The organism is Vibrio sp. S457-15 (assembly GCF_000960545.1).
Taxonomy (GTDB): domain Bacteria; phylum Pseudomonadota; class Gammaproteobacteria; order Enterobacterales; family Vibrionaceae; genus Vibrio; species Vibrio parahaemolyticus.
Genome location: NZ_JYOQ01000126.1, coordinates 63,985 through 78,986, shown reverse-complemented (window position 1 = coordinate 78,986; position 15,002 = coordinate 63,985). Strand labels below are relative to the sequence as shown.

General features: G+C 44.5%; 13 protein-coding genes. All 13 read left to right on the top strand.

The genetic code is table 11. From position 1 onward, the window contains the following. The first annotated feature begins 11 nt into the window (after window positions 1-11). The 13 genes from mshL to UF05_RS13545 all read left to right on the top strand — a co-directional run bounded on the left by mshL (window position 12) and on the right by UF05_RS13545 (window position 14,944). Entirely contained in the window at window positions 12-1,655 is a 1,644-nt protein-coding gene (gene mshL, locus UF05_RS13605; RefSeq protein WP_005456314.1) for a pilus (MSHA type) biogenesis protein MshL, read from the top strand. 43 nt (window positions 1,656-1,698) lie between these two features. Beyond that, window positions 1,699-2,544, top strand: coding sequence for an ExeA family protein (locus UF05_RS13600; RefSeq protein WP_005497278.1), 846 nt, complete (start codon window positions 1,699-1,701; stop codon window positions 2,542-2,544). Continuing rightward, window positions 2,541-3,617, top strand: coding sequence for a tetratricopeptide repeat protein (locus tag UF05_RS13595; protein ID WP_029851997.1), 1,077 nt, complete (start codon window positions 2,541-2,543; stop codon window positions 3,615-3,617). Before UF05_RS13600 ends, UF05_RS13595 begins: the two co-directional genes overlap by 4 nt. Beyond that, complete coding sequence (locus tag UF05_RS13590) at window positions 3,614-5,338, top strand: GspE/PulE family protein (RefSeq protein WP_005456306.1); 1,725 nt, start codon at window positions 3,614-3,616, stop codon at window positions 5,336-5,338. Before UF05_RS13595 ends, UF05_RS13590 begins: the two co-directional genes overlap by 4 nt. Before the next feature lie 8 nt (window positions 5,339-5,346). Continuing rightward, entirely contained in the window at window positions 5,347-6,570 is a 1,224-nt protein-coding gene (locus UF05_RS13585; protein WP_025631444.1) for a type II secretion system F family protein, read from the top strand. A 3-nt stretch (window positions 6,571-6,573) separates the two neighbouring features. Next, entirely contained in the window at window positions 6,574-7,035 is a 462-nt protein-coding gene (locus tag UF05_RS13580; RefSeq protein WP_005456302.1) for an MSHA biogenesis protein MshF, read from the top strand. A 294-nt stretch (window positions 7,036-7,329) separates the two neighbouring features. Then, complete coding sequence (locus tag UF05_RS13575; RefSeq protein ID WP_021822980.1) at window positions 7,330-7,785, top strand: type II secretion system protein; 456 nt, start codon at window positions 7,330-7,332, stop codon at window positions 7,783-7,785. 66 nt (window positions 7,786-7,851) lie between these two features. Beyond that, entirely contained in the window at window positions 7,852-8,076 is a 225-nt protein-coding gene (locus UF05_RS13570; protein ID WP_031821277.1) for a hypothetical protein, read from the top strand. A gap of 109 nt (window positions 8,077-8,185) precedes the next feature. Continuing rightward, the gene (locus UF05_RS13565; RefSeq protein ID WP_025545966.1) at window positions 8,186-8,647 is read left to right on the top strand and encodes a type II secretion system protein; all 462 of its coding nucleotides are present in this window, start codon (window positions 8,186-8,188) and stop codon (window positions 8,645-8,647) included. After that, window positions 8,644-9,207: a type IV pilus modification PilV family protein gene (locus UF05_RS13560; RefSeq protein WP_025545968.1), complete on the top strand. Its 564-nt coding sequence runs from the start codon at window positions 8,644-8,646 to the stop codon at window positions 9,205-9,207. The genes UF05_RS13565 and UF05_RS13560 overlap by 4 nt, the downstream gene beginning before the upstream one ends. Beyond that, the gene (locus tag UF05_RS13555) at window positions 9,207-9,968 is read left to right on the top strand and encodes a PilW family protein (protein ID WP_025574980.1); all 762 of its coding nucleotides are present in this window, start codon (window positions 9,207-9,209) and stop codon (window positions 9,966-9,968) included. The genes UF05_RS13560 and UF05_RS13555 overlap by 1 nt, the downstream gene beginning before the upstream one ends. Continuing rightward, window positions 9,958-10,386, top strand: coding sequence for an MSHA biogenesis protein MshP (locus UF05_RS13550; protein WP_025552718.1), 429 nt, complete (start codon window positions 9,958-9,960; stop codon window positions 10,384-10,386). The genes UF05_RS13555 and UF05_RS13550 overlap by 11 nt, the downstream gene beginning before the upstream one ends. 4 nt (window positions 10,387-10,390) lie before the next feature. Then, a complete protein-coding gene (locus UF05_RS13545; RefSeq protein WP_045544926.1) occupies window positions 10,391-14,944 on the top strand; it encodes a DUF6701 domain-containing protein in 4,554 nt (1,517 codons plus the stop codon). Window positions 14,945-15,002: the final 58 nt, after the last annotated feature.

Below are 15,002 nucleotides of genomic sequence, written 5' to 3'. Positions count from 1 at the left end.
CCTGATCAGATATGCGCAAATTAGTTGTAGGAATAACGATTGCTTCTTTAATGGGATGTTCGATGGGTCACCGCGATCCGGTTGAAGTGAAGCAAGCTCTCAATGAATCTATCAATCAAGCGAATAGCCGCGCGTTGGAGGAAATTCCTTCTTCGGTAGAAGCGGATCTTATGCCTAACTTAGACTCCAATGTTTCTTCTGATAACGGAACGTCAAAGCGTTTTCGTATCCAAGCCAATGCAGTAGAGGCGAGAAGTTTCTTTGCTTCGTTGGTAAAAGGGACAGAATACAGCGTTGCGATTCATCCAGCGGTTCAAGGCAATATCACGGTCAACCTTTCTGACGTGACATTAGATGAAGTGCTTAGCGTTGTACAAAACATGTACGGTTACGATGTCATGAAATCGGGCAAAGTAATCCAAGTTTATCCGGCAGGTATGCGTACGGTGACGATTCCAGTCGACTACCTACAGTTTAAACGCTCAGGTCGCTCACTGACGAGCATAGTCACGGGTTCCGTTACTTCAGCTGGTACGTCCAATTCTGGTGGTAGTTCAGACAGCTCTGACTCTTCAGATTCCAACAACAGCAATAACGGCAATGATAGCTCGACGACATCAACAGGCGGAACGCGCATTGAAACCATCACCGAAAGTGATTTTTGGCCAATGTTGCAACAAGCGGTGGCGAACTTAATTGGTTCGGGTAAAGGCCAAAGTGTGGTAGTTACGCCACAAGCTGGTGTGATCACCGTGCGAGCTTTCCCTGATGATATTCGTGAAGTGCGTGAGTTTTTGGGTGTATCTCAAGAACGAATGCAGCGCCAGGTGATTCTTGAAGCGAAAATCTTAGAAGTCACGCTCAGCGATGGTTACCAGCAAGGTATTAACTGGTCTAACTTATCGGCGTCAATTGGTAACTCAGGCAGTATCATTGTTAATCGCCCCGCTTCTGCTCTGCCTCCATTAGATGCGATTGGTACGCTTCTTGGCGGTCAAACCAACGTTACGATCTCTGATGGTAACTTCGAGGCTGTATTAAACTTTATGTCGACCCAAGGCGACCTAAATGTGCTCTCAAGCCCACGTATTACGGCGGCGAACAACCAAAAATCAGTGATCAAAGTTGGTACCGATCAGTACTTCGTGACTGAGCTTTCCAGTAATGCGGGTAATGGTGAAAACTCTAATGCGGTCCCTGAAGTAGAACTGACGCCATTCTTCTCGGGCATTTCACTTGATGTGACGCCACAAATCGACAACAAGGGCAACGTGTTCTTGCATGTGCATCCAGCGGTCATTGAAGTCACAGAAGAAGTGAAGCAGTTAAATCTTGGTGGTGATTTTCAAAACATTCAATTGCCTTTGGCAAAAAGCTCGATTCGAGAATCTGATTCGGTCATTCGTGCGAAAGATGGCGATGTTGTGGTTATCGGCGGCTTGATGAAGCAACAAAATGTCGAGCAAGTGTCAAAAGTCCCATTCCTTGGCGACGTGCCTGCTCTGGGGCACTTGTTCCGAAACACTTCGAATGTGACGCAAAAAACCGAGCTAGTTATTCTGCTTAAACCGACCGTTGTTGGCGTGAACTCTTGGCAAAAAGAGCTAGAGCGCTCGCGTGATTTGCTGCAAGAGTGGTTCCCTGATGCGCAATAAGCGCAGAAGAAACGTTCGCTTTTCAAAGAGTTTGTGATTCGTTATGTACTTGTCGCATTTTGGATTTCGAGTTCAACCTTTCTCACTGACCCCAAATACGGAAATGTTTTTGGGGTTAGTGCCTCACTATGAGGCGATTCAAACCATCTTAGCCGCCGTGCAGATGGGAGAAGGGGTGATTAAGGTGACAGGTGAAGTTGGTACGGGCAAAACCATGGTTTGTCGCAAGCTGATTGAACAGATCGAATCGCAAGTGGAATTGGTCTATCTACCCAATCCTGTGCTCAACGGAGAGCAATTACAGTTTGCCGTGGCAAGAGAGCTAGGTATTGATAATGACGATCCATTGCGCATTGTTTCTTTAATTCAAGAACACTTGATTCGTGTGCATTCAACCGGGAAGAAAACCGTTCTGATCGTCGATGAAGCTCAAGCTCTTTCTCCTGAGGCTTTAGAAACACTGCGCTTGTTCGGCAATTTAGAAACCGAGCAAGACAAATTGATTCAGTTGGTACTTTTCGGTCAGCCTGAATTGGATGAACGCTTGTCCATGCACGAATTACGACAGTTTCGTCAACGCATTACGTTCAGTTGTGGGCTGCGTCCGTTGTCTGTCGATGAAGGAGTTGCGTACATCAATAACCGCTTAGACAAAGCGGGTAATGGGTCGCACATTTTCTCCATTGAACAGAAAAAAGCGATTTGGCGTTCAGCCATGGGCATACCAAGGTTGATCAACCAAATTAGTCATAAAGCTCTGTTAGCTGCGTTTAACGACCGTTGTACCTTACTGAAAAATCACCACGTTTATGCGGCCATGCACGATACGTTTGATGCCCGTAAACCTAAGTTTAAAACACCCGTATTTTGGGGATGGAGTCAACCTTGAGTGCCATCAATAAAGCATTATCTGAACTTGCTGAAAAAACATCACCGAGTGAACTTACTCGTGCTGAGATTCCGAATGTCTCACGCAGTAAGCCCTGGTTGTGGTTGGTTGCTGGTTTTTCATTAAGTCTTGCCGTCGGCGGCTGGGCTGTGTCCCAAGGCCCTACACCTTCAGATGAGATCACATCGTTCCAACCAAGCGCAACGCAACCTTTAGACACCGCTAATGCTGACCGTCTGGCATCTTCTCCTACCAATAAGATGACACCAGAAACCAGCAACGTGGTTTATTCTAAACCTGTAGAAAAACCGCAAGCAGTTGCAGCTTTACCAACGCCTCAACCTAGTGAGGGCGTATTTGGTTCACGTGCGGATGTGGATATGAGTTCAGACGCTCCGATGCTGATCGCGCAAGTAGCGAATGCACCGAGCAATACGACCACCAATTTGGTTGAAGAGAGTTCAATGCGCATTGAGCAAGTTGAACTTTCACACCGTCAGTTATCGTTGAAAGCGATCAGTCGAGCAGAAAAAGCCATTGATGCAAACGATATGGAAACGGCGCTTTCTGCTTATACCGAAGCATTGCGTTATGAGCCAAGCAATATCGAAACGCGTCAAAAGCTGGCGGCGCTTTATTTCGGTAAAGGGGATACCAGAAAGTCTTACGAAATCCTGCAAGAAGGCATCAACCTTGATAAGGATAACCAACCACTAAGACTCGCGTTGTCGAAGCTATTGGTTAAAGCCAATCAGCCTTCTGCGGCACTGAGCCCACTGGTTCACTTGCCTCCAATGCCGAGTCGAGATTACTTGGCAATGCGCGCAGCCCTTGCGCAGAAACAAAAGCAAAACGACATCGCATTAGAAAGCTACCAGCTACTGACTCAACGCGAGCCAGACAATGCCCGGTGGTGGCTTGGTTTGGCGATTCAGCAAGAGCGAGCGCTCACTTTTACTGCTGCGATTAACTCTTACAACGAAGCGTTAGGTAAAGTAGGGATCTCGAATCAGTCGCAAGCTTTTATTCGCGATCGATTAACCATCTTAAAGCAACTGGAGAGCGCACAATGAAAATTCAGTTGAGAAAACGCTTAGGTGACCTACTCGTTGAAGAAGGCATCGTATCGGAAGATCAAATTCAGCAAGCTCTATCCGCTCAGCGCAGTACCGGACAAAAGTTAGGTGATGCCCTGATTGACCTCGGGTTTATTACCGAAAAGCAAATGCTGGAGTTCTTGTCTCAGCAACTAGGATTACCGTTGATCGATCTTGGACGCGCTCCAGTGGATGCGGATGCGGTGCAAATACTGCCAGAAGTGCATGCTCGTCGTTTACGTGCAATGGTGGTGGCTCGTAATGGTGACACTTTACGTGTTGCGATGAGTGATCCGGCGGATCTGTTTACCCAAGAGTCTTTAATGAACTTGCTAGGTGAGTACAACCTTGAGTTCATCATTGCCTCTGAGCGTCAGTTGATCAGCAGTTTCGACCGTTACTACCGCCGTACCAAAGAGATCGCGTCCTTTGCTGAGCAGTTACAAGCAGAGCACCAAGACGTACAAAGCTTTGACTATGGCATCGATGAAGCCGACAGTGAAGAAGTCACCGTGGTAAAACTGGTTAATTCGATGTTTGAAGACGCGGTGCAAGTTGGTGCATCGGATATCCATATCGAACCAGACGATAAAGTCCTGCGTTTACGCCAGCGTGTCGATGGTGTGCTGCATGAAACCATTCTGAACGAAGTGAACATCGCTTCTGCATTGGTATTACGCCTTAAGTTGATGGCGCACTTGGATATTTCTGAGAAGCGTCTGCCACAAGATGGTCGCTTCAACATCAAAGTTCGTGGCCAATCGATTGATATTCGTATGTCGACGTTACCGACTCAGTACGGTGAATCGGTTGTAATGCGTCTGCTTAACCAGTCGTCAGGCTTACGTCCATTAGAAGAATCGGGTTTACCGCCTGAGCTACTGGCACGCTTGCGTCGTCAGTTATCTCGTCCTCATGGCATGATTTTGGTAACTGGCCCTACGGGATCGGGGAAAACCACGACACTTTACGGCGCGTTGAGTGAGCTCAATGAACCGGGTAAAAAGATCATCACCGCAGAAGATCCGGTGGAATACCGTTTACCACGCATCACGCAAGTACAGATCAACAGCAAGATCGACTTAACGTTTTCACGCGTGCTACGCACCTTCTTGCGTCAAGACCCTGACATCATTTTGATTGGTGAGATGCGTGACCAAGAGACGGTAGAGATTGGCTTGCGAGCAGCACTAACCGGCCACTTAGTATTGAGTACGTTGCATACCAACGATGCGGTCGACAGCGCACTGCGTATGATCGACATGGGTGCGCCAGGCTATCTCGTTGCCAGCGCCGTGCGTGCCGTTGTGGCTCAGCGATTGGTTCGCCGTGTTTGTCCAGATTGTAAAACCCAAGATCATCTCGATGAGTCGCGTCAACAATGGTTAGCAGGGCGTTTTCCAAATCAAGTTGGGGTGACTTTTCACAAAGGAGCAGGTTGTCAAAACTGTAACTTGACGGGATATCGAGGTCGAATCGGTGTGTTTGAAATGCTTGAGCTGGAACATGAGATGATGGATAAGCTGCGCGCGAATGATGCGGTTGGCTTTGCACAAGCGGCTCGACGTTCAGAAAACTACAAACCGCTTCTTGCCTCAGCAATGGAGCTTGCACTGCAAGGTGCTGTGAGCCTGGATGAAGTGATGACCCTCGGCGAGGGTGACGCTTCGGGTAAAACTGATCCCATTTTCATGTAGGTAAGTGAATGCCAACTTTTCGTTATCAAGGCCGCACATTAGACGGCTCATCAACCAGTGGCAAAGTCGATGCGGTGAATTCAGAAGCCGCAGCGGAAGCGTTGATGAATAAAGGGATCATCCCGCTCAATCTGCGATTAGAGAAAGAAGGCGTAAAGAACCACGTTAGTTTGTCTAAATTGTTGGTTCCTGCCATTCCACTGGAAGTGATTATCCTGTTTTCTCGTCAGTTGTTCAGCTTAACTAAAGCTGGTGTGCCTTTGCTGCGCTCAATGCGCGGCTTACTGCAAAACTGTGAGAACAAACAGCTTAAAGAAGCGCTAGAAGATGTGGTTTCTGAGTTGAGTAATGGTCGTGGCTTATCGTCTGCGATGCAGCCGCACAACAAAGTGTTTAGTCCGTTATTCGTTTCCATGATCAACGTGGGTGAGAATACCGGTCGACTCGATGAAGCATTACTGCAGCTAGCAAACTACTATGAGCAAGAGCTAGAAACACGTAAACGCATTAAAGCCGCGATGCGCTACCCGACGTTCGTTATCGTATTTATTACCATCGCCATGTTCATTCTGAACATTCTGGTTATCCCCGAGTTTGCATCGATGTTTACTCGTTTTGGGGTTGAGTTGCCGCTTCCAACTCGGATCTTGATTGCGACGTCCAACTTCTTTGTTCACTACTGGGGATTGCTCATTGCCGCTATAGTCGGTGCATTCTTTGTGTTCAAAGCTTGGGTTGCGACAGCAGATGGGCGGGAGAAATTTGATAAATTTCGCCTCCGCTTACCAATCGTCGGTGATATCGTAAATCGCGCTCAATTGTCGCGCTTTGCTCGAACATTCTCGTTGATGTTGAAATCAGGTGTGCCGCTCAACCAATCTTTGGCGCTTGCTGGTGAAGCATTGGGTAACCGCTTTTTAGAAAATCGAATTTTAGAGATGAAAGCCGCCATCGAAGCGGGTAGCACCATTTCTGTTACCGCCATCAACAGCAATATTTTTACGCCATTAGTTATTCAAATGATTGCCGTTGGTGAAGAAACGGGTCGTATTGATGAACTTTTGCTCGAAGTCTCAGATTTTTATGATCGAGAAGTGGATTATGACCTTAAAACACTGACGGCAAGAATAGAACCATTACTTTTGGTCATTGTCGCTGGGATGGTGATGGTACTTGCATTGGGTATTTTCTTACCAATGTGGGGGATGCTGGACATCATCAAAGGCGGCTAATACGTGGTTGAGAATCAAAGCCGAGCAACGCTCATTATGTTTGGCTTAGTTGCGGTCATCATCGTGGTTGGAATGGCTATTAAATTGCAGCCAGTCACTGAAGAAGCACAAGCGACAGGTGCAAAACTCGCAAAGGTTTGGATGCTAGACAGTGTTCAGCGTTATCACCAAGCGTGGTTAGTGCAAGGTGAGCCCAATCATATGGAAATGGATGGTTTTCAACTCACCATGACTGAAGGGGGGTTGGTGTCGCCATTCACACAACAAGGCGTACTCGATTGCGGATATTGGTTAGCTGTTCATTACCCGCAACGTAAGATTATGGCTAGTGAGTTATTAGATATTAGCGGAACAATCAAAAGTAATCGTTATATCTGCAACTATACTTACGAAAGTGGCCAAACAATTGTAGTTATGTCTACCGCTAATCGACTGATAATAGACGTCGAAATGTCGGCGGAGTGAATTTTTTGACACTTAAGTACTATAAATGGGAATGAAAGTCGGTATAATGCAAACATTACCATAAGCCTAAGGTTGTAATAAAAGGTAAACCATAAAATGATTACCTTTGTTATCAAACCTTTTCGGAATAATGGCGATTCGTCATTCTGCTCAAGCGGTAGATACAGTATCCACTTCACGGTCAGTTTTAGTGAACGTTGCTGCTCCAAACCGTTTTGACAATATCCAAAATGGTCGCGTGACCTAAACGAAACCTTGCAGTCACACTGCATGCTTACATAGAGAGAGTAAACAATGAAAAGACAAGGTGGTTTCACCCTTATCGAACTAGTAGTGGTTATTGTAATCCTAGGTATTCTAGCGGTCACTGCGGCACCACGTTTCCTTAACCTGCAAGATGATGCTCGTAACTCAGCTCTTCAAGGCCTTAAAGGTGCTTTAGATGGCGCAGCAGGTATTGTATATGGCAAGGCTGCAATTGATGGTTTGGAATCTGTTTCTCAAGGGCAGTCAATTACTGAGAATGGTCGAACTATCAATCTAGTAAATGGTTATCCAGAGGCGTCTGGGAATGGCATTATGAACGCCGTAACAGGATTGGATACAGATTGGAATGTCATTACATCAGGTAGCAACGCTATTACATTTGGTTACGAAGGAAACAATGATGCTTCTAACTGTTCTGTTCAATACTCGATGCTACCAACTGCACAAGAACCAACAATTACAGTTAATGATTGTGGCAATTAATTAAATTCAAAGGCCAGCTAGTCTGGCCTTTATCTCTTTATTTTGATTAATCTCGGAATGGTTCATATGCGTAAATCATCGGGTCTTAGTGCAATAGAGTTTGTCGTTGTGCTGATTATCTTGGGTGTCGTCGGTTATGTGGTATTACCAAGATTTATCAGCTTTGAACCAGAAACTTATGAAGCCAAGTGGGAGCAAACTAAGCAAACCGCTGAGCACGTTTCTGAGACGCTAAGCAACAAAGAAACTTACGATCGAATTGAAGAAGAAATCGATAGATCGAAAAACTAATCTAGAGCAATCTTGTTTGCTATGTAAAAGAAGTGTGATTTTAGTCCAAAATTACCATGCTTTTTTGCTTATAATTTAATCGCTTGTTGTAAGCCGAAGGTTCCTCAGTATGAAGTCGCGCTCAACGATATCAGGGTTTACTCTCATTGAGCTGATCATGGTCATCGTCATCCTCTCTATATTATCACTTTATGCATCCAGTCGATTTATACGCACTGGTATTTCTGCCGTCGCAATTCAAGATCAAGTCATTTCTGTTGTTCGCCAAGTCCAGGTGAATCGCATGCAATCTAATGTCAGTAGTGCGGTAGGAAATAACGATTTTATTCTATCCATAGCAACCAATTGTATCGGCTCAAAAGCCTCTTGCTCATCTCAGTCCAGTAGTCGTAGTGATTGGGTAGAAGATAGCAGTGTTACTTTTTCTCCTGTCCGAGAGGTTCAATTTGATCTGCTAGGAAATCCGACCCCTCCTTCGGTCACTATCTCTATTAGCGAAAATAATAGCTCTCAAACCTGTACGGTCACAATTAATGAGCAAGGTTACGTAAGTAAAGGTGGTTGCTCATGACGATGAAAGGCAAAAAAACGCTTCGAGGAATGACGCTTATTGAGATGATTATTGCGATCGTCTTGATGGGCATCGCCATGGTGATGTTTTCGACAGCATTGATACCACAAATTAAAGATGCTTCCACCTCCCATTATCAAAGTCGAGCCATTGCTTTAGGACATAGCATGATGTCGCAAATTTTGGCCCGCAATTTTGACCATTATTATGATGACAACGGTGGCATGCTCCGCTGCGGCGAAAGCGGGGCAGACGCTTGCTCACTTCTTGGAAGAGATGGAGAGGCTTCGCCCTCTGCTTTTAATGACGTTGATGATTATATTGGTTGTTGGTACACCGAAAATACTCAGAATAGTTGTCCGTCAGGTAGCGAAAAATACCAACTCTCAGATGTTGTCGGTAATAGTGCAGACAGTAGTTATATCAATTTTCGTGTAGAGGTTGCGGTAAAAACGACAGAGCTCGAAGGAAGTGTCCCTAAAATGAAGCAAGTGAAGCTAGATATATTTGCTGGTTCCGCGTTAGCGATTTCATTGGTTGGTTACCGAGGTAATTATTAATGAGTCAAAGAGGTTTCACTCTCATAGAGCTCGTGCTGGCCATTGTTATTGGTAGCATCATCATGCTGGGGATTGCAGGTTATGTTCAAGTTGGGATGAAAGGGTATGTTGATGCAAGTTCAAGACAAAGAATTCAAACCCAAGCTCAATTTGTGCTAGAAAAAATGGCGCGTGAAATTAGACACGCCGTTCCCAATAGCTTTGCAATGACAAACACGGTTGACGAATCCTGCCTGTCGTTTGTTCCAACTTTAAATTCCGGTTATTACTTTCAAGAACCAACCAGCAACGATCTGCTTTTTATCACTGGAGAAAACTTTCCTGGAGGTACATTAAAAGCCTCCGACGGGATACGCTTTGTTATTAACCCTACACGCTATGACGATTTGATATCAGGCGCTGTGAGTAATCACTTGATTGATAACGATCTTGCTTTAAATGGTGATGATAGCAATGGTAATGCCGACTTTTATCGCTATAGCTTAACGGCGTCTTTACCTAGCGATTCGATCGCTCATCGTATTTATCTATATCAGTTAGCAACCAAAGTTGAATACTGCATTGTCAAAACAGGTGTGCGTAGTAACCGCTTAACTCGCAATGGCACTGTTGTTGAAAATATCGTGGCAGATGAAAGTCAATTTGATTACACGAATGTGAGTTTACAGACTGGTGGGATTGTCTATCTCAAATTTGCTTTTGAACAAAATGGTGAAGTTAGTACCTACCAACAAGATGTGCAGGTGTTAAATGTCCCATAAACAGAAAAACAGCGGAAATGTGCTCATTGTATGCCTGTTCGTGATTATTGTGATGGGGTATCTAGGAGCAACGCTCACAAAGACTAACTGGTCCAATCAAAACTCAATGACTCGTGAGTTTTTAGGGACACAAGCATGGTTTTACGCTCAATCTTCAACAGAGTGGGCGCTCACTGAAATATACCCACTTAACGATGAAAGCCCAGATGTGGGAAGCAATTGCAGTAATAAAGTCAATGGTAAAGCGCCAAGCTCAGAGAGCATTGATTACGGAAGCTGCCGATTAGTTTCACTTGTGTGTGACGGGGGCGATAAAAAGTTGGATAGTCAAACATTTTATCGTATCGAAGCAGCAGTCCAGTGTGGTTCTGGATTGAGTTTGGTTGAACGCAGACAAGAGATTTGGATTAAGGATTAACACAATGGAAAAAAGAATAATACTTGGTGCTATAACCTACTCTTTGTTATGTGCTCAAGGGCTTGCTGCTGTAACGTATGATCTAACCCCTACCGTTGATTGGGTCAGGGAAAAAGGGAACTGGCAACGTCAATGGGTGCCTGTTTATAGTCCTTGCCCAACAAATGGTTATTATTCCAATGGCCTTTCTGTTTACGTGTGTCCTAGTAATGTAACTCTCTATTACGGTGATAATATTGTTACTGGCGGAAGCACCTCGCAATTAGTGTTACGTCGAAACGCTTCTTTAGGTGGTGGAAACACGATCGGTAGTCCTAGCCACAACTTATCGTTAAACCTGAATCGTAACTCTTTTAGCGCTCGCAACCTGTATGTGTATGGCCATGTTGATAATGGTGGTTATATCCAACTAACAGATTCAACAATATTTGGTTCACTGAGAAGTGTTAATAATGGTCTCCAGTTAAACAATGTCGATATTCGACAAAATGCTTTGGCTTACAGTCAGCTTACAATTAATCACGGTAACGTTGATGGTTACGTCGATAGTGATAATGGTGGAATCTCGCTTTACAACGTAAATGTGGGCTCACATATCGAAGCCAAGAACCAAGTTCAAATAACGAACACTTCCGTTGGAGGTCACATATCTTCGTCTCACGGTGGTGCGGAACTTTCAGCATCAGGTTCAACTAAATTTGTTGATGGCTACATCAACGCTAAGAATGAAGTGAAAGTCATAAACTATAAGGTTAACCAGTCTGTTTCCGCAGATGGCTACATTGAGCTCAATAGAACTGATGTGACAGGAAATGTGACTTCTCAAAGTAATGGAAATCCAGCCATTGCTATTTCCAATAGTTCATCGATTTCAGGTGATGTGTTTACTAAAGGCTACGTAAGCGTTTCTCATTCTAGTGTAGATGGAAACATCGATAATACGCAGGGTAGTAACCAAAGTATGACCATTGTCAGCAGTCAAGTTGGAGGCAACGTCACTGCGAAAGGCTATGTCGACATTCAGTACTCTCAAGTTTCAGGTGTTGTGTCGAGTACTGACGAAGGCGGTCAGGTCAAGAGCTCAAAAATAAAAGGTGATGTTGATGTTAAGAAATATCTTCATGTGATCGAAAGTTCTTATGTGTGTGGTGCCGCTTCCAGCTGGAATGACGGTGCAAATATTAGTAATTCATATGTAGGTGATGACGTCTCTACCAAGAAATACTTGCACGTGACTAACTCTTCTGTTTTTGGTACTGCGAGTGTGAAAAATGAGGGAATGGCGTTATCGTCGGCTAAAATTCTTGCGGACGCCAAAGCGATTGGTTTCCCTACTCACAAAGACGTAAGTATTGCCAGTAACTCAACGCTTTGCGGAACCGCAAACTCTTCATACTCTTATAACGGTAAATTGGTTGGTTATTGCGGTCTAAATGATACGAGCTGTGATACATCTCAAACTCGAGGTACATGTCCCGTTGAAGTTGGTGAGAGCTCTCAATACAAAGATTTCTACGACTATTGTGGAATGACGCCACCAGGCCCTGACCCAGAGCCTATTCAATGTGAATCGTTGCCACCTGAAGATTTTGACTCAGGCTCTCTTACAAACTGGTCTGTGATGGGCTTTAAGAATAGTGCTAAACCGAGCATTACTGGTGGCAAGTTTAGGTTATCAAGCAACCAATATAATCAAGCAACAGCATCAGCCTACAACTATATCTTCCCATCTGATGATAACGTTATGCAGGTGGAGTTTAATCACTATGCTCATTCAAATACCACACGACCTGGTGCAGATGGGGTTGGTATCGTTTTTTCTGACGCAAATGTCCCACCAGCGACAGGTGCATTTGGTGGACCTTTAGGTTTTGGTGTAAAACCCGGTTTAGAAGGTTTTGCCGGCGGTTGGTTAGCATTTGGTATCGATGAGTATGGTAACTTCTCGAATGAAGGCAGTTATTATGAGAATGACTATGGCCGTCCAGGTCGTAGCCAACAATCTATTGCTATTCGCGGAGCAGGTTATAAGAAGACAATCCAGTACAACGGTCAGTCCAAAGAAGGTTGGTTTGGGGGCTATAAATTTATTAAAAATAATACAGATGTTGGTGCACTTGATGTATTCGGAACTTATTACAATGGTCGAGGTGAAGATGAGGTCCACCGTTACAGAATGACTGTAGACTCTCGCAAAACCGTTAAAAACCGAGCGAGCGGAGTTTGGGTTTCTATTGAGCGTCAAATTGATGGTGGTCGCTGGGAAACGTTAATCAAATCATTCAATGTTATGAATGGTTATGGGCAGTCTATTGCTCCAGAAAACTTCCGTATTTCTGTAACTGCATCGACGGGGTCATATACCAATATCCACGAAATTGATGATTTCCAAGTTTGTGCAGATAAATACAAGAAGTTAACGGATGGTATCCATCACTTTGAATTTGACTATTCAGGATCCGGTAGTACGTGCCAGCCTTCGAAAGTCACGCTAAAAGCATGTATGAATGAAAGGTGTACTCAAACCTATCCAGAAGATGCAGCCGCAAGCGAAGGCGAGTTAGAACCATTGACAGTTACTTTACTGCCATCATCCACCAATAGCGTCGCTAACTGGGTAAATGGAGAGCAAGAAAAGCTCACGGACATTACTTTCAACAATTCAGTTGATCTTCTATTACAGGGGTATAAAGCCGGTACGGTTACGATGGGAGTCGCGAATAGTTCGGTACCTCAGTTTGGTTTTGAAGGAGCGCGTTGTCGCATCAATAACGGTGATGAATTGTCCGTCGAGAACTGTAATGTGTTATTTTCTCAAAACGTACTCGGAGTAAACATAGGGGATGTGGTTTCGGCTAGACAATCTGCCGGTACAGATCATCTTTCATTCTGCTCATCACATGTAAAAGCTGGGGGCGAAAGCCGAGATGTTACTATGAAAGTGACTCACGAGATTGCACCCGTCGATAAAACGAAATCTGTTGAGGTATGGTACAAAAAAGCGGGTGACAGCAATGCTAAATGGAGTGGTCATACCGTATTGCAACCTCAAGTTGCTAAGTCTTTGTCCGATGTCTACTTTGATTCAAATGGTAAAGCTTACCTCAAAGTTAATTATAAAGAGGTTGGTAAAATCCGTATCGATGCGAAAGTTAACGACGTGAAGGATTCGGCGGGCTTTGCATCATTTGTGAGTTTCCCTGCGAAGTTAAGTCTGAACGTAAGTGGTAATGGTGCGTGTTTACCTGATTGCAAAAGCTATATTCCAGCAGGACAAGAGTTCACAATGCAGGTAACAGCATATCAATCAGACGGAGAAGTTGCCCGAAATTACCAAGAGTCGCATATTAGTATTGATCATGTAGTGACTTATCCAGACCCGACAACGAGTGTGAACAAGGGTAATGTTGTGAATGGCTCGTTACTAACAGAAAAGCTACCAGAAGATGCTAAGTGGGTTAGTGGTTCCGTGTCTTTCAAGCAGTCTGTTGATGAAGTAGGCTCATTCGAGTTTACCGCTACTGCCCCTGTTGGTGGTGAAGGGGAAGCATTCTCTACCTATCTGGGAAGCAGCACGTATAAGATTGCCGATGCAACGCTCAATGTTGGACGTTTCTACCCTAGTAAATTCAATGTTTACAGTAGCGATCAAACAACTTCGTACAACAACATATGGGATTACCCAAATGGCCAAGCATTTGCTTATATGGGACAGCCTTTTGGGTTAAAACAGTTCTACGTTGAAGCATTGTCGAAAGGAGACGGTGCCTTACATAATTACGCGTATTTTGATGCACGACACCAAGCTAAATTTAACTTGTACGAAGATAACTATGCCAATGTTAATAGGTTCAGTGCGCCGGGCACGTACACTGGTAACTGGTTGAACGGTAGTAAAGGTCCCTATGTTTCAGGGCAAAGTGTCGGGAAATATAGCGCGAGTGGACTGGTGTGGAATAAAGTAGTCACTAAACCTGACGGCCCATTAAATTACTTAGAGAATTCTTCAGATACGTCTATTTCTATTGATCTTTCCTCATCATCAGTAGATAAGGTTGGTGTGACTATTGGTACCAAGGAGCTATTTGTCCAGCCGGATTTACGCTTTGGTCGCATTGCTCTTGATGATGTAGGTGGAAATCAGGGTACAACGCTACATATCCCGCTAAGAGTCGAATATTGGAATGATGGGCGTTTTATTGTTAATCAAGATGACAGCCAGACAAAAGTTATGGGAGTGATGAAAAAGGATTCCTTGCGTCACATTTGGCCAACAGGTGCTAGTGCTGCTCCGAAAGCAGTCACGTTAGGAGGTGGTGGGACTGTTTCCTCAGGTTCTTCTCGCTCTGTTACTGCAACTCAAGCTGAACCATACCGTCAGCAAACGCGCGTTTGGTTAGATCTTGATGATTCAACCAATGGTTTACCTTGGCTCAAATACAACTGGGATAATAATAACGCTGGAGAAGAAAATCCATCTTCCGTTGTCACATTTGGTATTCACCGTGGCAATGATCGCGTGATTTATCGTGGCGAGCCGGGATTAACCGGACAGTAACAACTTCGGTTTCTTGCGTTAAGTAAGGAAACTGCAAGAAATTGAGGCTTTCTGCTCA

What these genes read in the sequence shown, in the direction of transcription:
- UF05_RS13570 (WP_031821277.1), top strand. Translation starts at nt 7,852, where the DNA reads ATGCGTAAATCATCGGGTCTTAGTGCAATAGAGTTTGTCGTTGTGCTG.
- UF05_RS13550 (WP_025552718.1), top strand. Translation starts at nt 9,958, where the DNA reads ATGTCCCATAAACAGAAAAACAGCGGAAATGTGCTCATTGTATGCCTG.
- UF05_RS13560 (WP_025545968.1), top strand. Translation starts at nt 8,644, where the DNA reads ATGACGATGAAAGGCAAAAAAACGCTTCGAGGAATGACGCTTATTGAG.
- mshL (WP_005456314.1), top strand. Translation starts at nt 12, where the DNA reads ATGCGCAAATTAGTTGTAGGAATAACGATTGCTTCTTTAATGGGATGT.
- UF05_RS13545 (WP_045544926.1), top strand. Translation starts at nt 10,391, where the DNA reads ATGGAAAAAAGAATAATACTTGGTGCTATAACCTACTCTTTGTTATGT.
- UF05_RS13575 (WP_021822980.1), top strand. Translation starts at nt 7,330, where the DNA reads ATGAAAAGACAAGGTGGTTTCACCCTTATCGAACTAGTAGTGGTTATT.
- UF05_RS13600 (WP_005497278.1), top strand. Translation starts at nt 1,699, where the DNA reads ATGTACTTGTCGCATTTTGGATTTCGAGTTCAACCTTTCTCACTGACC.
- UF05_RS13590 (WP_005456306.1), top strand. Translation starts at nt 3,614, where the DNA reads ATGAAAATTCAGTTGAGAAAACGCTTAGGTGACCTACTCGTTGAAGAA.
- UF05_RS13565 (WP_025545966.1), top strand. Translation starts at nt 8,186, where the DNA reads ATGAAGTCGCGCTCAACGATATCAGGGTTTACTCTCATTGAGCTGATC.
- UF05_RS13585 (WP_025631444.1), top strand. Translation starts at nt 5,347, where the DNA reads ATGCCAACTTTTCGTTATCAAGGCCGCACATTAGACGGCTCATCAACC.
- UF05_RS13555 (WP_025574980.1), top strand. Translation starts at nt 9,207, where the DNA reads ATGAGTCAAAGAGGTTTCACTCTCATAGAGCTCGTGCTGGCCATTGTT.